This is a genomic window from Streptomyces sp. NPDC005728, assembly GCF_040630895.1.
GTDB lineage: Bacteria > Actinomycetota > Actinomycetes > Streptomycetales > Streptomycetaceae > Streptomyces.
Map to the genome: position 1 here is coordinate 119,830 of NZ_JBEXYL010000012.1, position 21,361 is coordinate 141,190.

At 72.0% G+C, this 21,361-nt stretch carries 14 protein-coding genes and 1 pseudogene; 11 read left to right on the forward strand and 4 right to left on the reverse strand.

Features of this window, described 5'->3' with window-relative positions:
• Positions 1–39: 39 nt before the first annotated feature.
• A complete protein-coding gene (locus ABZ471_RS11740; RefSeq protein WP_359065064.1) occupies positions 40–3,291 on the reverse strand; it encodes an amino acid adenylation domain-containing protein in 3,252 nt (1,083 codons plus the stop codon).
• A gap of 13 nt (positions 3,292–3,304) precedes the next feature.
• Complete coding sequence (locus ABZ471_RS11745; RefSeq protein ID WP_359065066.1) at positions 3,305–5,896, reverse strand: Pls/PosA family non-ribosomal peptide synthetase; 2,592 nt, start codon at positions 5,894–5,896, stop codon at positions 3,305–3,307.
• Between the two features lie 347 nt (positions 5,897–6,243).
• On the opposite strand from ABZ471_RS11745, the pseudogene ABZ471_RS11750 reads away from it, so the two are divergent.
• Positions 6,244–6,357 (forward strand): annotated as a pseudogene (locus tag ABZ471_RS11750) (LysR family transcriptional regulator); the annotation flags it as partial.
• Positions 6,358–6,523: 166 nt separating this feature from the next.
• Positions 6,524–8,914 (forward strand): excinuclease ABC subunit UvrA, encoded by a 2,391-nt coding sequence (locus tag ABZ471_RS11755; RefSeq protein ID WP_359065068.1) that lies wholly within the window; start codon positions 6,524–6,526, stop codon positions 8,912–8,914.
• 128 nt (positions 8,915–9,042) lie between these two features.
• Here the strand turns inward: ABZ471_RS11755 and ABZ471_RS11760 are convergent, their stop codons facing one another.
• A complete protein-coding gene (locus ABZ471_RS11760; protein ID WP_359065070.1) occupies positions 9,043–9,912 on the reverse strand; it encodes an LLM class flavin-dependent oxidoreductase in 870 nt (289 codons plus the stop codon).
• 205 nt (positions 9,913–10,117) lie between these two features.
• A complete protein-coding gene (locus tag ABZ471_RS11765; protein ID WP_359065072.1) occupies positions 10,118–11,137 on the reverse strand; it encodes an aldo/keto reductase in 1,020 nt (339 codons plus the stop codon).
• 157 nt (positions 11,138–11,294) lie between these two features.
• Here ABZ471_RS11765 and ABZ471_RS11770 point away from each other — a divergent pair, with 157 nt between their 5' ends.
• From ABZ471_RS11770 to ABZ471_RS11810, 9 genes are all read left to right on the forward strand, one after another.
• Positions 11,295–11,885, forward strand: coding sequence for a TetR/AcrR family transcriptional regulator (locus tag ABZ471_RS11770; protein ID WP_359065074.1), 591 nt, complete (start codon positions 11,295–11,297; stop codon positions 11,883–11,885).
• 156 nt (positions 11,886–12,041) lie between these two features.
• The gene (gene ribA, locus ABZ471_RS11775; RefSeq protein WP_359065076.1) at positions 12,042–12,710 is read left to right on the forward strand and encodes a GTP cyclohydrolase II; all 669 of its coding nucleotides are present in this window, start codon (positions 12,042–12,044) and stop codon (positions 12,708–12,710) included.
• Entirely contained in the window at positions 12,707–14,392 is a 1,686-nt protein-coding gene (locus ABZ471_RS11780; protein ID WP_359065078.1) for a hypothetical protein, read from the forward strand. The genes ribA and ABZ471_RS11780 overlap by 4 nt, the downstream gene beginning before the upstream one ends.
• A 131-nt stretch (positions 14,393–14,523) precedes the next feature.
• On the forward strand, positions 14,524–15,225 hold the full coding sequence (locus ABZ471_RS11785; RefSeq protein WP_359065080.1) for a class I SAM-dependent methyltransferase: 702 nt from the start codon (positions 14,524–14,526) through the stop codon (positions 15,223–15,225).
• A gap of 41 nt (positions 15,226–15,266) precedes the next feature.
• Positions 15,267–16,547, forward strand: coding sequence for an SGNH/GDSL hydrolase family protein (locus ABZ471_RS11790; protein WP_359065082.1), 1,281 nt, complete (start codon positions 15,267–15,269; stop codon positions 16,545–16,547).
• Positions 16,544–17,527: an SUMF1/EgtB/PvdO family nonheme iron enzyme gene (locus ABZ471_RS11795; protein ID WP_359065084.1), complete on the forward strand. Its 984-nt coding sequence runs from the start codon at positions 16,544–16,546 to the stop codon at positions 17,525–17,527. Before ABZ471_RS11790 ends, ABZ471_RS11795 begins: the two co-directional genes overlap by 4 nt.
• A gap of 80 nt (positions 17,528–17,607) precedes the next feature.
• Positions 17,608–18,762 carry a bifunctional diaminohydroxyphosphoribosylaminopyrimidine deaminase/5-amino-6-(5-phosphoribosylamino)uracil reductase RibD gene (gene ribD / locus ABZ471_RS11800; protein ID WP_359065096.1) on the forward strand — a complete coding sequence of 385 codons (1,155 nt, stop codon included), beginning with the start codon at positions 17,608–17,610 and terminating at the stop codon, positions 18,760–18,762.
• Complete coding sequence (locus tag ABZ471_RS11805; protein ID WP_359065086.1) at positions 18,759–20,501, forward strand: flavodoxin family protein; 1,743 nt, start codon at positions 18,759–18,761, stop codon at positions 20,499–20,501. Before ribD ends, ABZ471_RS11805 begins: the two co-directional genes overlap by 4 nt.
• Positions 20,498–21,235 carry a class I SAM-dependent methyltransferase gene (locus tag ABZ471_RS11810; protein ID WP_359065088.1) on the forward strand — a complete coding sequence of 246 codons (738 nt, stop codon included), beginning with the start codon at positions 20,498–20,500 and terminating at the stop codon, positions 21,233–21,235. Before ABZ471_RS11805 ends, ABZ471_RS11810 begins: the two co-directional genes overlap by 4 nt.
• Positions 21,236–21,361 lie beyond the last annotated feature (126 nt).

The window sequence follows — 21,361 nt, forward strand, 5'->3', positions numbered from 1 at the left end:
GTATCCCTTCGTGTTGCCCGTCTGATGGCTCTGTGGGGCTCAGGAGGAGGCCAGTGGTGCCACGACACCCAGGACGGCCTGTGCAGCCTCGGCCGGACGGGTGCGCGGGAAGTAGTGGCCGCCGTCGGCCAGCTCGTGCAGGTCCACGTGCTCGGCCAGCAGCAGCCAGTCCCGGTGGCGCTGGGCGTGGCCGGCCGTGTGCGGGTCGTCGGCGGCCACGACCACCGAGACCGGCGCGGCCAGCCGCAGCGGCGGCGGGGATTCCAGGGCGGTGCAGAAATAGCGGTGCGCGGAGACGCAGTCGTGCCGGTAGGCGGCGCCGATGTGCTCGCTGTGCTGCGCGTTCAGTTCCGCGAGTTCGGTGTAGCCGCTGTCCGAGGTCAGCTGCGCGGCGATCTCGGCGTTGCTCCGGCTCGTCAGTTCGCCGACGGCGGTGCACCGGGCCTCGGCGGTGCCGAGCAGCTGCGCGCCGAGGAACACCCGCGGCACGTCCACACCGGCCTGCTGGAGTCTCCTGGCCGTCTCCACAGCCGGCGCGGTGCCCGACGAGTGGCCCCACAGCAGGACCCGGGTCAGGCCACGTGCGGTGATCTCGGCGGTGACGCGCTCCGCCACCTGCGCGATCGACGCGAACGGCTCCGGGTGGGACGCCAGGTCGTGACCGGGGAGGTCCACCGCGAGGACCGCGATGCCGTGGCCCGCCAACACGCTCGCCATCGGCTGGTAGTTGACCGCGTTGCCGCCCGCGTAGGGGAAGCACACCAGGGTGCACTCCGGCGTCCTGCCCACCTGCGACAGCGGCTGGAGCAGGTCCGGCTGCTGCCGGCGCGTGCCGTCGAGAAGGGCCGCCAGGTCGGCGAGCACCGGGTGCCGGGTGATGTCCTTGAGGGACACCGCGCGGTCGAGCGCGATGGTGAGCCTGACCGCCGACAGCGAGGTGCCCCCGGAGTCGAAGAAGTGGTCCTCGCGGCCGATCCGGTGCTCGGGGACGCCCAGCACATCGGCCCAGGCGGCCGCGAGCTTCCGCTCGGTCGCGGTGAGCGGGGCGCGGTCGTGCGCGCCGGGTGCGGTCGGTTCCGTCTCCTCCGCGAGAGCGGTGAGCGCCTTCCGGTCGATCTTGCCGTTGGCGGTCAGCGGCAGCCCGGGCCGCCAGTGGAACGCCGAGGGGACCATGTAGCCGGGCAGTACGGCACCCAGCGCCCCGCGCAGCACGTCCGCCTCGAGTTGGCGGCCGGCGTAGAAGGCGATCAGGTGCTTGCTGCGACCGGCCAGGTCGGCGACGACCACCGCGGCGTCCCGTACCCCGGCCACCTTCAGCAGGGCGTTCTCGATCTCGCCGATCTCGATGCGGAAGCCGTGGATCTTGACCTGGTTGTCCCGGCGGCCGAGGAACTCCAGTTTCCCGCCGGGGTGCCAGCGTCCCCAGTCACCCCCGAGGTAGAGCCGCTCACCGGGCCGGTACGGGTCCTGCCGGTACGCCTCACGGGTCCGCTCGGGATCGTTGACGTACCCGCGGCCCACACAGACACCGGAGAAGGCGATCAGGCCCGGGGCGCCCAGGGGCACCAGGGACAGCTGCTCGTCCACGACCTGGACGTGCACGTTGTTGACCGCACGCCCCAGCAGAACGCGCTCCGGGACCGCGTCCATGATCTCGTGGTTGGTGTCGTCCGAGGTCTCGGTCAGTCCGTAGGCGTTGACCAGCTTGATCCCCGGCTGGATCGCGAACCAGCGCTGGACCAGCTCCCGTTTCAACGCCTCACCGGTCACCGAGACGCACCGCAGGTCCGGCAGCGCCCGGGGGTGCTGCTCCAGGTACGAGACCACGACCTCCAGATAGGAGGGCACCACCTGTGCCACCCCGACGCGGCCGCGCACCAGCGTGCCGACGAACCGCTCCACGTCCGTGATCACGTCCTGCCCGACCAGCAGCGTCCGCCCGCCCACCAGCAGCGAGGACACCAGCTGCCACAGGGAGATGTCGAAGCACTGCGGGGCGGTCTGCGCCACCACGCACCCCTCGCCGATCCCCAGGTCGTCGATCTTGGCGTAGAGATGGTTGAGCATGCCCGCGTGCTCGCACATCGCCCCCTTCGGCTCGCCGGTGGAGCCGGAGGTGAAGTAGATGTAGGCCAGTTGAGCGGCGTCGACCGGCACCCCGGGATCGGCTTCGGAGTGCGGTTCCGCGTACGCCGTCCCGATCAGCAGCCGTTCGGTTCCCGGCAGTGTGGCCAGCGCCTGGTCGAGGGTGTGGGTGCTGCCGGACTCGGCGAGCACCAGCCGGCACCCCGCGCGCGACAGCGTCGCTGCGATCCGGCCGGCCGGGAAGTGCGGCTCGATCGGCAGGTAGGTGCCGCCCGCCTTGAACACCGCCAGCGTGGCGGCCAGCCAGTCGAGGGTGCGCTCGGTGACCACTGCGACCACGTTCTCGCGGCCCAGCCCGCGTGCCAGCAGCGCTCGGGCCAGCCGGTTCGCGCGCGCGTCGAGCTGTCCGTACGTCCACTCCTGCTCGCCGTGCACGGCCGCCACCGCATCCGGATGCGCCCGTACCCGCTCCTCGAACAGCTCGTGCGCCCGCGCGTCCGGCAGCGGGCGGCGGGGCCCGGCCAGCCCTTCCAGTTGCTCGCGCACCTCGTCGGCCGACAGCAGGCTCTGCCGCGCGTGTTCGGCGTCCACATCGGCCGTCATGAGCCGGAGCGCCGTCAGGTGGTAGCCGCCGATCCGGGCCGCACTCGTGGCGTCCAGCACGTCCGTGCGGTACCGGAGCCGCAGCCTGAGCCGCCCGTCGCGGTCCGACCACCGCACGTCCAGCACGCCGTCGCCGGCCTGCGCGTCACCGGCCGCCCGGGGACCGAACACGACCTCGTACGACGGCTCCGCGACGCCCAGCTCCCGCCGCAGCTCGTCCACCGGGAACTCCCGGTGCGCCAGTACCTCCGCCTCGGCGCGCCGGGCGGCCGCGACCAGGGCACGCCAGGACCCCGGGGGAATCGTCAGCCGGCACGGCAGCGGGTCGCCGTGCACGCCGGCGGCGTGGCCCGTCACGACCTCCTGATCGCCGGAGAGCGCAGCCAGCACCTTGGCGTGTGCCGCGAGCAGCAGCGCGCTGACCGGTACGTCCAACTGCCGCACCAGCCCACGCGCCGCGTCCGCGACGTCGTCGGGCACCGCTGCCTCGTGCTCGGCCGTTCCCGGCTCGGGCTCCCGCACCCACCGTGGCACCGTCGTGCCGCCGCCGGCGGTCAGCACACGGCTCCAGAACTCCCGGTCCGCTTCCACGTGCGTTCCCATCGAATGGCCTTCCTCAACTCACGGTCGTCGCAGGGGCGTCGGCCGAAGCCGGTGATACTGCCCGAGCGCTGGGGCCGGGCTGGTCGACGGCATCCGGCAGATCCACGGCCGGGTTGCCGCCCCACCGTGCGTACGGGGGGACTTCCTCGCCCTTCATGAGGAAGGAATCGGGTGCCAGCACCGCGCCGTCGCCCACCGTCACGCCGTAGTGCACATGGGAGGCGACGCCCAGATTGCAGCCGGCGCCGAGCGTGGTGACGTCGGACTTGAAGGTGCCGTCCTCCTGCGAGTGGCACTGGATCTTGCTGCCGGCGTTGAGGATGCAGTCGTCGCCGATGGTGGTGAGCGTCCGCTCGGTCATGTAGCAGCCGTCGTCGAACACCCGGCGGCCGATGCGCACGCCCAGCAGCCGCCAGACCAGGGCCTTGAAGGGCGTTCCGTTGAAGACGTTCAGGTAGCGGTCGGGCACCTTCCACAGGCGCTCGTGCCACCAGAAGTAGGGGTCGTAGATGGAGCACAACCTGGGTCGCAGCGCACGGAACGACGCGAGCAGGCGCTCCACCAGAACGAAGTAGGCGGTGGTGAAGGCGAGGGTGATGGCCAGGTATCCGGCGATCACCGCGTCCCCCAGCGCGCCGTACAGATCCACCGTCGCGAGCCCGAACAACGTGAGCGCGAAGGTGTGCAACCACCGTATGAGCAGCCAGAGGAGCATCGAGCGCAGGTTGTAACGGTTCTTCGCGGCGAGAGCGCGGTGCAGCGCGTCCCCGCTCCTGAGGTCGTCGAACCGTGCGTCTCGCTCCACCGTCCGGGGGATCTCGAAGCAGGGTGAGCCGAGCAGGCCGACACCCTCACGGACCGGGCCGTCGAGGGGAACCATCACCTTGGTCGCGAGCAGGCAGTTCTCGCCCGTCCTGCCGCCCGAGGGATAGGCGATGTTGTTGCCCAGGAAGTTGTGCGCACCGATTGCCGCCCGGGACACCCGGAAGGACGTGCCGGAGAACTCCGCGTTCATGACGGAGAGTCCGTCGGCCACCATCGTGCCGCTGCCCACGGAGACCAGCAGGGGATTCTCGTGCTGCACCTCGGTGCCGAAGTTCGAGCCGGTCTGCTCGACCCGGGACAGGTCGTATCCGATGCCCTGGAGGTAGTGCACGATGTAGGAGCTGTCACCGAACAGCCAGGCGAAGAACCTGATGTTCGTCATGCGAGCCGTCGCCCGGTGTACCGCGTAGTGGAATCCGTAGAGCGGATAGACCCTGTCCGGCTTGACGACCAGATTCAGCAGCCGCGGAACGGTGCACAGGACGACGAGGCCCACGACGAGGAAGCCGAGGAACAGCACCAGGGAGAGGGCCAGCGCGTCGTCGATCATCTCCGGCCGCGTCAGCACGGCGGTCTTCGGGTCGAGTCGCTTGCCGATCGCCGGTACCGCGGTGAACAGCATGTACATCCCGCCGACGGTCAGCGGTATGTACAGGAAGAACAGCTGAAGCAGCGTGACGAGGCCGAACCATGCCCGGCGCGGCGTGCCGCACCTGGCCGGCGGGATCCGCACGTAGTCGATCTCCGTGTGCTGCGCCGGGGACCCGTGCCAGTGCTCGCCGTCGGGGACCGCCATGCCGCGGTGCAGGGCCGACGAGTGACCGAGCTGTGCTCCGTCGCCCATCGAGGTGTCGATGTCCAGGACGGTCTTCTCGCCGATGAACACGTCACGGCCGAGCGTGACCCGGCCGGTCTGGATGCGGCCTGCGTGGGCCCGGTAGCCGAGGAGGAACGAGTCCTTGCGGATCACGCTGTCGGCGCCGATCGTCAGCAGGTCGGTGCAGACCGGGACGGACCGGGACAGGATCGTGACTCCCTTTCCGATCCGCGCGCCCAGCGCCCGAAGGTACAGCACATAGAGCGGATTCCCGATGAAGAGCATCATCGGATTCGCGTGGAGCAATACCTTGACCAGCCAGAAACGAAGATATTTCAGGCTCCAGACCGGGAACTCGCACGTTTTCCAGCGGCCGACGAGAATCCATTTGGCGGCGACCGGGAAAACGCAGAGAGCGATGAACCCGATTCCCCCGAACAGTAGCGACCGCAGATAAATTCCGGCAAGGCTGGAACTGCTGTCGACCCACTGGTATCCGGCGGCGGTGACGAAACCGGCGACCAAGGAATATCCCAGGAAGAACAGCAACTGGAACGTTCCGCAGAGGAAATGCGTCAGCCCGCTCGTTCGCGTCGCCGGGGTCACATTCTGTGCCGGCGGCGACGAAGGGTTCGGAGCCTCGACGGAAACCGGGGTGCTCTGTGCGAGCGCCTCCGTCAGGCCGCGGATCGTGGGATACCGGTAGATGTCCCTCATGGACGGGGACGGCAGATCCGCCTGCTTCCGCACCCGTGCACAGAACTGGGCCATGACCAGGGAGTTGGCACCGAGATCCGCGAAGAAATGACTGTCCGCCGGAACGCTCTCGGCGTCCACGAGGTCGGCCAGCACATCCGCGAGTTTCCGCTCGGTCTCCGTCCTCGTCGGGCCGTTGGTATTCCGCCTGGTGACGGCGGCTTCGCCCGGCCCGGATATATGGACCTCGGAGGACTGCTCCACCATTCGATCTCCTGGAGGACGTCGTCTGGATCGCGTTGGGCCTCCGACGGATGGTCCGGGGGCCTTTCCTCAACAGAACGGCCCGCCGAGCCATCGGAAGCTCGAAGCGTGTGCTCTTTCGTGCTCTTTCCTGATCACGAACCGCCGGGTTCAGTTTGGGTCGGCCCCCGTTCCGTTGCCACTTCGAACCGACCGCCGTTTCGAGCGGAGAATGCCCGCTGGGCCCGTCCTCCCTGGCCCGTCGCAGAACCGGGGCGCGTTACGGATCACCCGAATGGCGGCCTTTCCGAGGCCCGACGACGCCTGGGTCACGCCCCCGGCAGGAGCGAATCGAGGGGCGAATCGAGTGGAGACTCGAACACGAGCTGGGCGTGCCGGTCGTACGGCGGGGGAGGCGTTACGAGGGCCTGGCGCCCGAGGGGGAGGTGGTGCCGGCGTGGGCGCACCGGCTCCTCGCTCTCCGCGCAGGCCCGCTACGTGGTCGGCACGGGACCGGTCAGGATCGGAGAAGCGTCGGTCATCTCGCCCGATCTAAGGTCTGTCTGACGTTAGGCTCGGAGCCGGTCGGACCGGGCCGGGCGATGCCGACGAGGCCCACGCACGCCGCCCCGCCCCACGGATGGAGACACGATGAGCATGGCCCCGAGGACGGACACGCGGCCACTCGCGCCGCACGCTGCCGACAGCCACGCGTGGATCCGCGTGCACGGCGCGCGCGAGAACAACCTCAAGGACGTCAGCATCGAGATCCCGAAGCGCCGGCTGACCGTGTTCACCGGCGTCTCCGGCTCGGGCAAGAGCTCGCTGGTGTTCGACACCATCGCCGCCGAGTCGCAGCGGCTGATCAACGAGACGTACAGCGCCTTCGTCCAGGGCTTCATGCCGAACCTGGCGCGGCCCGAGGTCGACGTCCTCGAAGGGCTGACCACCGCGATCACCGTCGACCAGCAGCGGATGGGCGGCGACCCCCGCTCCACGGTGGGCACCGCCACCGACGCCAACGCGATGCTGCGCATCCTCTTCAGCCGGCTCGGCACACCGCACATCGGCTCCCCGAAGGCGTTCTCGTTCAACGTCGCCTCGATCAGCGGCGCGGGTGCGGTGACCGTGGAGCGCGGCGGACAGACCGTGAAGGAGCGCCGCAGCTTCAGCATCACGGGCGGCATGTGCCCGCGCTGCGAAGGCCGGGGCACGGTCTCCGACGTCGACCTCAGCCAGCTCTACGACGACTCCAAGTCGCTCGCCGAGGGCGCGATGACCATCCCCGGCTACAAGTCGGGCGGCTGGAACTACCGGCTCTACAGCGAGTCGGGCTTCTTCGACCCGGACAAGTCGATCCGCACGTACACCAAGAGGGAGCTGCACGACTTCCTGCACCGCGAGCCGACCAGGATGAAGATCGCGGGCATCAACATGACCTACGAGGGTCTGGTCCCGCGCATCCAGAAGTCGATGCTCTCCAAGGACCGGGAGTCGATGCAGCCGCACATCCGGGAGTTCGTGGACCGTGCGGTCACCTTCACCGCCTGCCCCGAGTGCGGCGGCACCCGGCTCAGCGAGGGCGCCCGGTCGTCGAAGATCAAGGGGATCAGCATCGCGGACGCCTGCGCGATGCAGATCAGCGACCTGGCCGAGTGGGTCCGGGGCCTCGACGAGCCGTCGGTGGCGCCCCTGCTCGCCACGCTCCTGCACACCCTCGACTCCTTCGTGGAGATCGGCCTCGGCTACCTCTCGCTCGAGCGGCCCTCGGGCACGCTGTCGGGCGGCGAGGCGCAGCGCGTCAAGATGATCCGCCACCTCGGCTCCTCGCTCACCGACGTCACCTATGTCTTCGACGAGCCCACCATCGGGCTGCACCCCCATGACATCCAGCGGATGAACAACCTGCTGCTGCGGCTGCGGGACAAGGGCAACACGGTGCTCGTCGTGGAGCACAAGCCGGAGGTGATCGCGATCGCCGACCACGTCGTCGACCTCGGTCCCGGCGCCGGTACGGCGGGCGGCACCGTCTGCTTCGAGGGCACCGTCGAGGGGCTGCGGGCCGGCGGCACCATCACCGGCCGCCACCTCGACGACCGGGCCGCCGTCAAGGAGACGGTGCGCAAGCCCAGCGGCTCGCTGGAGGTCCGCGGCGCGACGATGCACAACCTGCAGGGCGTCGACGTCGACATTCCGCTCGGGGTGCTGGCCGTAGTCACCGGCGTCGCCGGCTCCGGCAAAAGTTCGCTCGTCCACGGGTCGATTCCGGCCGGCGCGGGCGTCGTGTCGGTCGACCAGGGTGCGATCCGCGGTTCGCGCCGGAGCAACCCGGCGACCTACACCGGACTGCTGGAGCCCATCCGCAAGGCCTTCGCGAAGGCCAACGGCGTGAAGCCGGCCTTGTTCAGCGCCAACTCCGAGGGCGCCTGCCCCACCTGCAACGGCGCGGGCGTCATCTACACCGACCTGGCGATGATGGCCGGCGTCGCCACCACCTGCGAGGAGTGCGAGGGGAAGCGGTTCGAGGCATCGGTGCTGGAGTACCACCTCGGCGGCCGCGACATCAGCGAGGTGCTGGCGATGTCGGTGGCCGAGGCCGAGGAGTTCTTCGGCGCCGGCGAGGCCCGCACCCCCGCCGCGCACCGCATTCTCGACCGGCTCGCCGATGTCGGGCTCGGCTACCTCACCCTCGGCCAGCCGCTCACCACGCTGTCCGGCGGTGAGCGGCAGCGGCTCAAGCTGGCGACCCACATGGCCGAGAAGGGCGGTGTCTACGTCCTCGACGAGCCGACCGCGGGTCTCCACCTCGCCGATGTCGAGCAACTGCTCGGCCTGCTCGACCGGTTGGTCGACGCCGGCAAGTCGGTCATCGTCGTCGAGCACCACCAGGCGGTCATGGCGCACGCGGACTGGATCATCGACCTCGGCCCCGGCGCCGGCCACGACGGCGGCCGGATCGTCTTCGAGGGCACACCCGCCGACCTCGTCGCCGCCCGCTCGACCCTCACCGGCGAGCACCTCGCGGCCTACGTCGGCTCCTGACCGGGGCCCCGCGAACACCCTCCGGCGCCGGCAGCGCCGAACCGGCCGTGGTCCCGTCGGCGGACTGCGGCCGGCCCGGCAGGCCTTCGGGGCAGATGCACGCATGCACGCAGGTGCACGCCCCGGGCCTACGTGCGGACGAGTTCGTCGGCGACCCAGCGTGCGACGTCGGCGGGGTAGGGCGCCGGGAGTCCGAGGACGATGTGCCGGAAGCCGGCCTCGATCGCAGCGCCGATCACGTCCCGGGTGGCGCTGGGCCGGTCGTAGGAGACGGGCAGGTGGATCGAGCGGGTGACCGTGGCGGGGTCGCGGCCGATCTCGGCGCAGTAGCGGTCCAGCAGTGCGCTGCGGCGGACGGCGTCGCCGATGTCGCCGCCGGGGATGTTCCACAGGTCGGCGTGCTCGGCGACCACGCGCAGCGTCGCGGACGAGCGTCCGCCGATGAGGATCGGCGGGTGGGGGCGCTGGACGGGTCGGGGGTTGCCGAACGCCCCGGTGAGGTGGTGGTAGGCGCCGTGGTAGTCGAAGGGTTCCTTCTCGGTCCACAACCGCCGTATCACCGTGCAGGCTTCGGCGAGGCTTCCCACGGCGTGCGCGGAGTCCTGGAAGGGCAGGCCGTGCGCTTCGTACTCGCGCCGGGCCAGGGGATGGCCGGGACGTGAGCCGACGCCGATGCCGAAGTCGAGCCGTCCGCCGGAGACGACGTCGACGGTCGTGGCGATCTTGGCCAGCATCGCGGGCGGCCGGAACCGGTTGCTGGTCACCAGCACGCCGAGCCGCAGTCGTCGGGTGTGGGCGGCCAGGGCCGAGAGCAGCGTCCAGCCCTCGTGGGCAGGTCCGTCCGGGTCACCGCCGATCGGCATGAGGTGATCGAACAACCATGCGTGCTCGATCGCCGGGATCGTGTCCGCCTCGCGCCAGACCCGCAGGATGTCGTGGTAGTCGACCTGCTGGGGCGCGGTCATGATCCCGAAACGGGGTCGGGGTGTGTGCGACATGGAGCCGTTGGTCCTTTCGGCACCGGCGACGCCGACCGGGCGCGCCACCGAGGTTCAGCGGAACAAGCGGGGGAAGGGTGCGGGAGGACACCCCCCGGGGGAAATGGACACGCCTCCGGGGAAGAGGGCACGCCTCCGGGGAAGAGGGCACCCCTGCGGGAAGGAGGACACGCCTCCGGGCAAGAGGCCGCTGTGCCTCGGTCGGTCAGCGGCGTCGCAGCGACGGGTCGAGCAGCGCGGGCGGGGTGTCGTACTTCTCGTGCGCGGCCAGGTCGACACCGGGGGCGACGATGGCGTCGATCGCGTCGAGCACGTCGGCGGAGAGCACGGTGTCGGCGGCGGCCAGTTGCGCGTGCAGGTGGTCCAGCGTGCGGGGGCCGATGAGCGCGCTGGTCACGGCGGGGTGTGCGGTCACGAAACCGAGCGCGAGCTGGATCATCGTCAGGCCGGCCTCGTCGGCGACCTTGGCCAGCTGCTCGACGGCGTCGAGTTTGGCCCGGTTGGCCGGAAGAGTGGTGTCGAAGCGGTCCGGCATGAACGCCGAGCGGCTGGTGCTGATGTCCTGCCCCGCGCGGATCGCGCCCGAAAGCCAGCCCGAGGCCAGCGGGCTCCACACCAGCACACCGAGCCCGTACTGCTCCGTCACGGGCAGCACATGGGTCTCGATCCCGCGCTGGAGGACGGAGTAGCCGGGCTGTTCGGTGACGTAGCGGCTCAGGTGGCTGTCCCGGGCGGCCCACTGTGCCTGCACGATGCGGTACGCGGGGAAGGTCGAGGAGCCGAAGTAACGGATCTTTCCCGCGCGCTGCAGGTCGGTCAGAGCCGACAGCGTCTCCTCGTCGCTGGTGCGCGGGTCCCAGCGGTGGATCTGGTAGAGATCGACGTGGTCGACACCGAGGCGGCGCAGGCTGTCGTCCAGCGCGGTGACCAGCCAGCGGCGCGAACTGCCCTGATGGTTGCGCTCGTCGCCCATCGGCATGGTCGCCTTCGTGGCCAGCACGATGTCGTCGCGGCGCCCGGCGACGGCCCGGCCGACCATCTCCTCCGACTCGCCCCGGCTGTACATGTCGGCGGTGTCGATGAGGTTGATCCCGGCCTCGAGTGCGGCGTCGACGACGGCGGTGGCCTCGTCCTGCGTGGTGCGTCCGATCGCGCCGAAGTTCATCGCGCCGAGCGCGAGGGTGCTGACCTGCACACCGGTGCGGCCCAAAGTGCGGTACTGCATGACCGTGTTCCTCCCTGACGGGTGAGGCATGGTGGCACTGCATGGCTTGGTTGCCGGGCCCCTGCTCTGACATCATGAGCAAACGGAACCTCGTTCCGTTAACGATACGGAACGCTGTTCCGTTTTTGCAAGCTCGGCTTCGGAAGGGAGTGGCGCGGTGAACCACGGCGGCGAGGGTGCGGGGCGCGCAGCCCCTGCCCAGCGGAAGGACGCCCGGCGCAACAAGGAGGCGCTGCTCGATGCGGCCGCCGCGGCCTTCGTCGCGTCGGGCGTGGAGACGCCGGTACGCGACATCGCGGCCAGGGCCGGCGTCGGGGTGGGCACGATCTACCGCCACTTCCCGACGCGAGCGGATCTCATCATCGCCGTCTACCGGCACCAGGTCGACGCCTGTGCCGAGGCCGGTCCGGCCCTGCTGGCGAGCAGCGCCACTCCGTACGCCGCCCTGGGGCAGTGGGTCAGCGTCTTCGTCGACTTCCTGGTCACCAAGCACGGCCTCGCTGCCGTGCTGCAGTCGGAGAACGCCGGCTTCGACACACTGCACGCCTACTTCCTCGACCGCCTGGTGCCCGTCTGCACCCAGCTGCTCGAGGCCGCGGCCGCTTCCGGCGAGATCCGCTCCGACCTGCAGGCCTACGCACTCATGCGCGGCGTCGGAAACCTCTGCGTCGGCGCGGACAACGACCCCCGCTACGACGCGCGCCGACTCGTCGAACTCCTCGTCGCAGGACTGCGCCGACCGCACTGACCCGTGGGCGGGGTCCCCTTCCGAACCTCACGGTGACCGCTTCCATCTCGGTGTTGAACACAAAACGTTTCGGAGGGTGTCTCGGTCTGTCCGTACTGTGCGCAGTGGTGACGGCGTGATTACGTGATCGGGCTGTTACCAGCGGAGGGACGATCCATGTTGAGCACGTCCAGCGACAAGATGCCACAACCGAGGACCGGGCCGCTCGCCACCGAGGCCACGATCCGCACCCGGGTCGAGGTGCCGGTGAACCTGAGCGACGGTTCCTGGCGCACCGCCGAAATGATCAGCTTCACCGGGCTCGCCGACGGACGGGAACACATCGCCGTCGTGTTCCCGTCCGCACGGTCCGTACCCCTGGTGCGCGTGCACTCGGAATGCCTCACAGGAGACGTGTTCGGCTCCGCCCGTTGTGACTGCGGACCGCAACTCGCCGAAGTCGTCGACCTGTTCGCCGAGACCGGGGGAATCCTGCTGTACCTCCGTCAGGAAGGGCGCGGCATCGGGCTGTACAACAAGCTCGACGCCTACCGTGTCCAGGACGACCAGGGTCTGGACACCTTCGCCGCGAACCGGGAGCTGAACTTCTCGGACGACATGCGCGACTACCGCGTCGCCGTGCAGATGCTGCGCGCCCTGGACGTGGCGCGCATCCGGCTGCGCACCAACAACCCGGACAAGGTCCGGCAGTTGGAGGACTACGGCATCGCCGTGGAGGAGGTCATGCCCACGGGCATCCACCGGACCGAACGCAACCACGACTATCTGCGGGTCAAGGCCGAGCAGGGCGGACACACCATCGAGCTCCTGGGAGAGTCCATATGATCCAGCATCATGGGCCCATCAGTGGCATCGCCGCCTGGCGGGACGCGTATGTGGCCACGGCCGGCTACGACAACCAGGTCATATGCTGGGATCAGCGCACCGGGCGGGCGGTGGCTCGCTCGTTCCACGACCACTTGGCCAACCAGTGCCAGTTCGCGCCGGACGGCAAGCACCTGCTGACCTCCTCCAGCGACTACACCGCCCGCCTGTGGACCGTGCCCGACCTGCGGCTGGTGGCGGTCCTCGGGGACCAGGAGGACGACGTGGAGATGTCCGTCTTCCACCCCGGCAGGGAACTCGTCGCCACCGCGTCCCGTGACCACCGGGTGCGGGTCTACGACTTCACCGGCCGTCTGCTGCACCGGTTCGAGGGGCACACCGCCGACGTCATCTCCGTCGAGTGGGCCCGCGACGCCGACGAGTTGATCTCCTCCAGCGACGACGGCACCATCAAGCGCTGGTCCCTCGAGACCGGCGGCATGATCGCCGACCTGGACATGGACGGCGTGGAGACCGACACGGTCGCCATCTCCTCCTCCGGCACCATCTTCGCCGGCAACGACGAGGGCCGGATCATCGTCGTCGGCCCCAGCGAGCGCACCACCGTCCCCGCGCACGACGCGGGCATCAAGCGCCTCGTCCTCGACGACTCGCGCAACCTGCTGGTGAGCCTCTCCTACGACCGCAGGATGCGGCTGTGGGACGTCTCCTCCGGCGTCCCCGAGGCCCGCGACACCACGGCCCTGCCCGACGACGTCTGGCCCCGGTCCTGCGCCTTCGCGGGCGGCACGCGCCTGGTGTTCGCCACCTTCGGTGCCACCTACCGCGGCTACGACTACCAGGCGCGCACCTGGGACACCGCCGTCGTGCCGCCCACCGGCGGCGTCAACGCGGTGCTGCCGGAGCGCGGCGGCTCGACGCTCACCGTCGGCGACGCGGGCGTGGTGCGGCGCGACGGCGAACCGGTGGCCGAGACCGGCAGCCTGTGCAACTTCCTCACCCCGCTGGGCGGTCTGGTGCTCTCCGGCGGCCAGCTCGGCAAGGTCTTCGACGCGCTGACCGGCCGTGAGCTCTACCAGCACCGCTCGCCGCTGAACTGCGGTGTCGCCTTCGAACGCGACGGCGAACAGTACGCCGTGGTCGGCGCCTACACCGGCGAGGGGCTGCTGCTCAAGCTGACCGGCGACACCGTCGAGCACGTCGCGGATCTGCCCCTGAACGTCAACGCCGTCAAGAGCGTCGCGGTCTCCGGCGACCTGCTGTTCTCCGTCGCCGCCGACGCCTCCGCAACCTGGTACCGACTCTCCACGCTGGAGAAGGTCGCCACCGTCGAGGACGCCCACGACAAGATCGCCAACGGCTGCGCGGGCCTCGGTGACGGCTGGTTCGCCAGCATCGGCCGCGATCTGCAGCTGCGCATCTGGAACCCCGACCGCACCCTGCATGTCCTGTCCACGCCGCACACACACTCCATCAAGTGCGTCGCCGCCGACGCCGACGGCCGCCTGATCGCCACCGGCAGCTACAACGGCCGCATCGCGATCTACGACCGGGTCGACGGCCGCTGGGCCGCCACCGACCGGCCCACCACCGCCGGCATCTCCTCCCTCGCCTACGACACGGCACGCAAGCTCTTCGTCGCCGGTTCGTACGACGGGCAGGTCTACACGGTCGCCGGCTGAACGACGGCGGGGGCGCCCCGCACGAACGGTGCCGGAGCAGCGTGTCCTCTCCGGCACCTTCGTGTGTGTGCCCCTCCCGCCCGTCCGCCGCCCCTCCCCGTGCCCACCCACACGACAGGACGTCATCACCCATGTCCGACCACCAGATAGCCGACCGGTACTCCGTCACTCCCGCGCCCGCCGCGCCGCCCGACGAGTCGGCGTACGCGGAAGTGCTGCGCGCCGACTTCCAGGACCACTACGTCAACGGACGCGACGTGTGGACCGCCGAGGACGCCATGCGCGAGGCCCCCCGCCTGCTGCTGCGTCTCCTCGGCGACCGCCCCGGCGCGCACGTCCTCGACATCGGCACCGGACACGGCCGCGACGCCGCCCTCCTGTTCGACGCGGGCTGCCGGGTCACCGGTATCGACCTCGTCGAGTCACCCGAGTGGGCCGCGCTCACCGCCCGCAGCGACGGGCGGGCGCGGTTCGAGGTGTGCTCGCTGTCCGACCTGGACGGCACGGCCGTCCACGACGCCGTACTCGACAACGGCTGCCTGCACCACCAACACCCCGACGGCTACGCCCGCTACCTCGGCCGGATCCACGAACTGCTGTGCCCCGGCGGTCTGTTCACGGTGTCCGTGTTCCGGTCGGCGGCCGGTCCGGGCCGCCTCTTCGCCAACGGGGCGCGGCGCCTGTACCGGGAGTTCACCGAGGGGGAGCTGACCGAACTGGTCACCGCACACGGCTTCACGCCCGTCGACGTGCGGCTGGTGCCGCGCGGCACGGCCGGGCTGCACTACCTGGTGGGCGCCTACCGTGCCACCTCGGGCGACGGTGTCCGATGAGGGCGGTCCGCAGACGCGGCGGTCCGCTCTCCGGTGCGCTCGTGGCGGTGACCTTGGCCGCTCTGCTGGGCACGGCCCCGTCGGCCGCCGCCCGCCCCACCGGGAGTCCCGCCGCGGGCACCGCAGGGGGTACCTGGTCCGGCACCTGGGGCACCGCGCCGGCGCCCGCCGCACCGGACGGTACCTCGCGGACCGGCTTCGACGACCGGACCGTACGCATGATCGTGCACACCTCGGTCGGCGGCGGTGAGCTGCGGCTGCGGCTCTCCAACGCCCACGGCACCCGGGACCTGGTGCTCGGCCGGGTCACGGTGGGCCGGGCCGAGTCGTCCCACGCGGCGACGGCCGTCCCCGGCAGTCTGCACACGGTCACCTTCGGCGGCGCTTTCGGCACCACGGTGCCCGCCGGTGCGGATGCCGTCAGCGACCCGCTGCCCTACGACGTGCCCGCCGGCGCCGACCTGATGGTCAGTGTCCACCTGCCCCGGCCGACCGGCCCCGCCACCTGGCACTGGCTGGCCCAGCAGACCAGCTACGTCTCCGAACCCGGCGACCACACCGGCGACGCGGGCGCGGCGGCCTTCACCGGCGCCGAGAGCTCCTGGTTCTTCCTGACCGGCGTCGATGTGCGCGGCGCGGCCACCCGCGGCACCGTCGTCGCGCTCGGCGACTCGCAGACCGACGGCTCCGGCTCCACCCTGAACGACAACGGCCGCTGGACCGACGCCTTCGCCCGCCGTCTCGCCGCCGACCCCGCCACCCGGGGCCTCGGCGTGCTCAACAAGGGCATCGGCGGCAACCGGGTGCTGCGCGACGGCGCCGAGACCGAGCGTCCGCAGCGCGGCACCAGCGCGCTCGGCCGGCTCGACCGGGACGTGCTGCACCAGTCCGGGGTGCGCGCCACCGTCCTCTACGAAGGCATCAACGACCTCCAACTCGCCCCCTACGCGCGCGCCGAGGAGGTCCTGGCCGGACTGCGCACCCTCGCCGATCGGCTGCACGCGCGCGGCATCCCCGTCATCGTGGGGACCCTCACCCCGTTCGAGGACTCGCCGCTGTGGACCGCCGAGGCCGAGCGGCAGCGTGTCGCCCTCAACGCCGCACTGCGCACCTCCCCGGACTTCGACGCCGTCGCCGACTTCGACGCGGTCGTGCGCGACCCGGCCGACCCGCAGCGGGTGCGCGCCGCCTACGACTCCGGGGACCACATCCACCTCAACGACGCCGGCTACCGGGCGGTGGCCGACGCGGTCCCCACCGACCTGCTCACCGCCGACGACCCGGCGATCTCCGCTCCGAGCACCCACGGGAGGCATCCGTGACCGGCACCCCGGTGATGGCCAACCCCAACACCCTCTCCGACCGGGCCGCGATGGGGCTGCCCGACTCCTTCGCGGCACGCACCGGTCCCTGGCCGCTGCGGGACCACCGCGACCTGCTCGGCGTGCCCGCCGACACCCTCGTCGCGGTGGCGGAGGACCCTGAGCTGTCCTTCGCGCGCCGGTACGCGGCGGGCACCGTGCTCGGCCTGATCGGCGACCCCCGCATCCGCCCCGACGACCCGCCCATGGCGGCCGTCCCCGCCGCCCGCGTCCGGCTCGGCCTGGACCCGGACGAGGCCGGCCGGGTCACCGCGCGCTGGCGGCACGCCGGGGTGATCCAGGACTGGATCGCCAAGGAGTGCCCCGCCCACGAGGTGGACCTGCCGGCGTTCCGCATCGCGCTCCACCCGGTCACCAACGCCGAGTACCGGCGCTTCCTGGAGGACACCCGCGGCACCGTGCTGCCGACCTCGTGGCGGTTCGGCGGCTACCCCGACGGGCTCGGCAACCACCCGGTGTGGACCGTGCCGCCCGAGGCCGCCGACGCGTACGCCGCGTGGCTCGCCGACCGCACCGGCCGCGCGTTCCGGCTGCCGACCGAGGCGGAGTGGGAGTACGCCGCCGCCGGGCGCGAGGGGCGGGAGTTCCCCTGGGGCGGGACGTTCGAGCCGGACCGCGCCAATACCGTGGAGGGCGGGCCGCTGTCCACCACCCCGATCGGCGTGCACCCGTCCGGGCGGTCGCCGTTCGGGGTGCACGACATGGCGGGCAACGTCGAGGAGTACACCGCCGACGACTACCGGCCCTACCCCGGCGGCAGCGCCGTCGCCGACGACCTGGCCGTCACCCGGGGCACGTACCGCATCGCCCGGGGCGGCAGCTTCACCCGCTTCGGCGACCTGGCCCGCACCCGGCGCCGCCACGGCTGGTACGACCGCGCCCTCTACGCCATGGGCTTTCGCCTCGCGGAGACGCCGTGACCGAACAGGTGACGGATATTCAAAATCCTGATGTGGACTACGAGTTGACTCATCTCGCCTCTCCGGCCGAGGAGTCCGCCATGCGCCGGGCCGTCGAGCTGGCCGCGTCCGCGCTGGGCCGGACCAGCCCCAACCCCGTCGTCGGCTGCGTGATCCTCGGTGCGGACGGCACACCGGTGGGGGAGGGCTTCCACCGGGGCGCCGGGCAGCCGCACGCCGAGATCGAGGCGCTGGCCGTGGCCGGGGACCGGGCGCGCGGCGGCACCGCCGTGGTCACCCTGGAGCCCTGTGCGCACCAGGGCCGCACCGGCCCGTGCGCCGAGGCGCTGCTGCGGGCCGGGATCGCCCGGGTCGTGTACGCGGTGCCGGACCCCAACCCGACCGCGGCGGGCGGCGCGCCGCGGCTGCGGGACGCCGGGGTCGAGGTGACCGGCGGGGTGCTGCGCGCCGAGGCCGAACGCGGCAACGAGCTGTGGCTGACCGCCGTCCGCCAAGGACGGCCGTGCGTGACGTGGAAGTTCGGCGGCACCCTGGACGGCCGGGCGGCGGCGCCGGACGGCACCTCCCGGTGGATCACCGGCCCCGGAGCCCGGCAGGACGCGCACGCCCTGCGCGCCGCGCACGACGCGGTGCTGGTCGGCTCCGGCACGCTGCGCACCGACGACCCGCACCTGGGCCTGCGGCACGACGTGGCGGGCGCGCCTGCGCTCCGCGTCGTCCTGGACCGCGACGGCACCATCGCGCCGCACGCGCGCGTGCTCGACGACGCGGCGCCCACCCTCGTCGTCATCGGACCGCACACACCCGAGCCGGTGCTGCCCGGCCGGCACGAGGTGCTGCGGGTGCCGGTCACCGGGGGTGTCCTCGACATCGCCGTCCTGCTCGACCATCTGTGGGCCCGGGGCGTGCGCTCGGTTCTGCTGGAGGGCGGCGCCCGCCTCGCCGCGTCCTGCGTCGCCCGGGGCCTGCTGGACCGGGTCGTCGCGTACGTGGCGCCCCTGGTGCTGGGTGCCGCCGCCCGCCCCGTCCTCGACGACTTCGGCGCCCCCACCCTCATGGCGGGCCTGCGGCTGCGGCTGGGCGACGTGACCCGCCTGGGCGACGACGTGCGGCTGCTGCTGCGCACGCGGGACCTGCCGGGCGGCGAGGTGGCGGGGCACGCGGACGCTCGTACGGAACGGGAACCGGAACCGGCGCGTGCGGAGGGGCGCACGGCGGAAGGAGGCGCGGCATGAGCCACCGGATCGCGGTGGTGTACCACAGCCGCCGCGGCACCGTGCGCGCCCTGGCGGCGCTGGCCGCCGAGGGGGCGCGGGAGGCCGGAGCCGAAGTGCGGCTGGTGCGCGTCGCGGACGACGGGCCCTCCGGCCGGGGATGGCCGGAGCGGGTGGCCGAACCGGAGGACGTGGTGTGGGCGGACGGGCTGGTGCTGGCCGGCCCCACCTACTACGGCAATGTGTCCTCGCCCTTCAAACGGTTCCTGGAGTCGACCGCGCCGCTGTGGCGGCAGGGGCTGCTCGCCGACCGGGTGGCGACCGGCATCACCGTGTCCACCCAGCGCCACGGCGGCCGGGAGGCGACGCTGATGGCCCTGCACCACACCCTGTACCACTGGGGCTGCTGGGTGGCCGGGGCCGATCCGGCCGACCCGGTCACCCGCGCGGCGGGCGGCACACCGTACGGCCTGGCCGCCGACAACCGCCAGGGCGAACCGGCCCCGCACGAGCGCGCTGCCGCCCGCGCCCTGGGCCGCCGCCTGGCCGCCCTCACGGCCCGCGCCCGCGCTGCGCCCACCACATCACCCCCACTGACACCCACCCCCGCCCAGCGCCCGCCACGGCCCGCCCCGACCGGGCGATCGGACGCCACCGGCTCGGGGGTCGACGCCCTGAGGGGGCGGTCGGTCGGTAGCGGCCCGGGTGTGGTGGCTGCGGGCGGGCGATCGGGCGGGACTGACCCGGGTGCGGTGGCTGCGGGCGGGCGAAGGGACGGGACTGCCCCGGGGGCGGACTGCCCGAGTGGGCGAACGGACGCTTCCGGCTCGGGGGTTGAGGCCTTGCGGGGGCGGTCGGTCGGTAGCGGCCCGGGTGTGGTGGCTGCGGGCGGGCGATCGGACGGCGCCGGCGCCGGGGCGTCTGTCCTCGCCGGGTGTGCGCAGGCCGCTCCCGGAGCCGACCCGACCGGCCTCACCCCACCCTCTGAGGCGAGGTTCCCCCGTGCGGAGCCGGGCGGAGTTCTGTTCGGTGGGCAGGTGGACGGTGTTGCCCGTGTCGCGCACTCCGGGCTTCTCGACGCCACGCCCTGCCCTGTCCGGCTCGCCGTCGTGTACCACGGTGCGGACGCCGCCACCAGGATCCTCGCGCAGGAGGCCGCCGCAGCGGCGCGGTCCGTCGGGGCGCGGGTGCGGTTGCGGCGGGTGCCGGGCGGGGGCGGGGCGCGGCCCGCGGAGTGGCTGGGGCCCTGGGCCGCGCCCGCCGCGCCCGAGGACATCGCCTGGGCCGACGCGGTGCTGTTCGGCGGGCGCGTCCGGCTGGGCGCCCTGGCCGCGCCGCTGCTGGACTTCGTACAGACGCTGGAGCCCGCCGAGGGCGGCCGGAGCCCGCTGTGGGGCAAAGCGGCGAGCGGCTTCGCCACCACCCCGGCGCCGCACGCGGGTTCGGAGACGGCTGTCCTCGACCTCGGCCACATGTTGCTGCACGCGGGCGCGGTGCTGGTGCCGCCCGGCTACACCGATCCGGCCGTCGAGGCGGCGGGCGGCAACCCGTACGGCGCTTCCCACCCCCGCTCCGCGGGTGACCTGCCCACCCCGGAGACCATCGCCGCCGCGGCCCACCAGGGCCGGCGCACCGCCCTCGCGGGCGACCTGCTCCGCCGCGCCCCGCTCCCGCGTGGTGCGGCACGGCAGGACACCGTGCGCACCGACCCCGAGCCCGTGCGGCTCGTACCACGGACCATCGGAAGGAGCACGGCATGAGCGTGCAGCAGTACGACGAGATCGGCGAGACCTACGAGGGCTTCAAGTCGCTGCCGATGGCCCGCTACGCGGAGTCCGCCAGCTTCCTGGCGATGCTCGGTGACGTACGCGGCGCATCGGTGCTCGACCTGGCCTGCGGCACCGGTTTCTACACCCGGCAGATCAAACGCCTGGGCGCCGCCGACGTGCTCGGCGTCGACATCTCCACCGAGATGGCCGCCGCCGCCCGGGCGATCGAGGAGCGTGCCCCGCTCGGCGTGCGCTACACCGTCGCCGACGTCGCCGAACTGCCGGCGCCGGAGCGGCCGTTCGACGTGGTGAGCGCCGTGTACCTGCTCAATTACGCCGAGGACGCGGCCGCGATGGAGCGCATGTGCCGGTCGGTCCACCGCAGCCTCGCTCCCGGCGGCCGTTTCTGCGTGCTGACCCAGGCGCCCGCCTACCGCTTCGACGGCCCGTCCATGGCCAAGTACGGCTTCACGTACGAGCCCGTGGGGGAGGGCCCGGTCGGCCCCCGGGTGCGCATCACCGCGCTGCTCGACCCGCCGGTGGCGTTCGTGACGTCGTATCCGCGTCGCGAGGTGTACGAACAGAGCCTGCGCCGGGCGGGCTTCCACGACGTGACCTGGGTGCCGCTGCACGTGCCGGAGGACGGCCTGCGCGCACTGGGCGCCGACTACTGGGCCGACTTCCTCGCCAACCCGCCGCTGACCATGCTCCACTGCCGCGCCTGACGGTGCGCATCTGAAGAGAGGGAAAGGCGGAAGTCCTCGCCCGGCCGTGCTGAACGGCCGGGCCTGGTTCAGCCGGCACCCTGTTCGGTCAACACCTGATCCGACTCGCCAGTGAGTGATCCGACC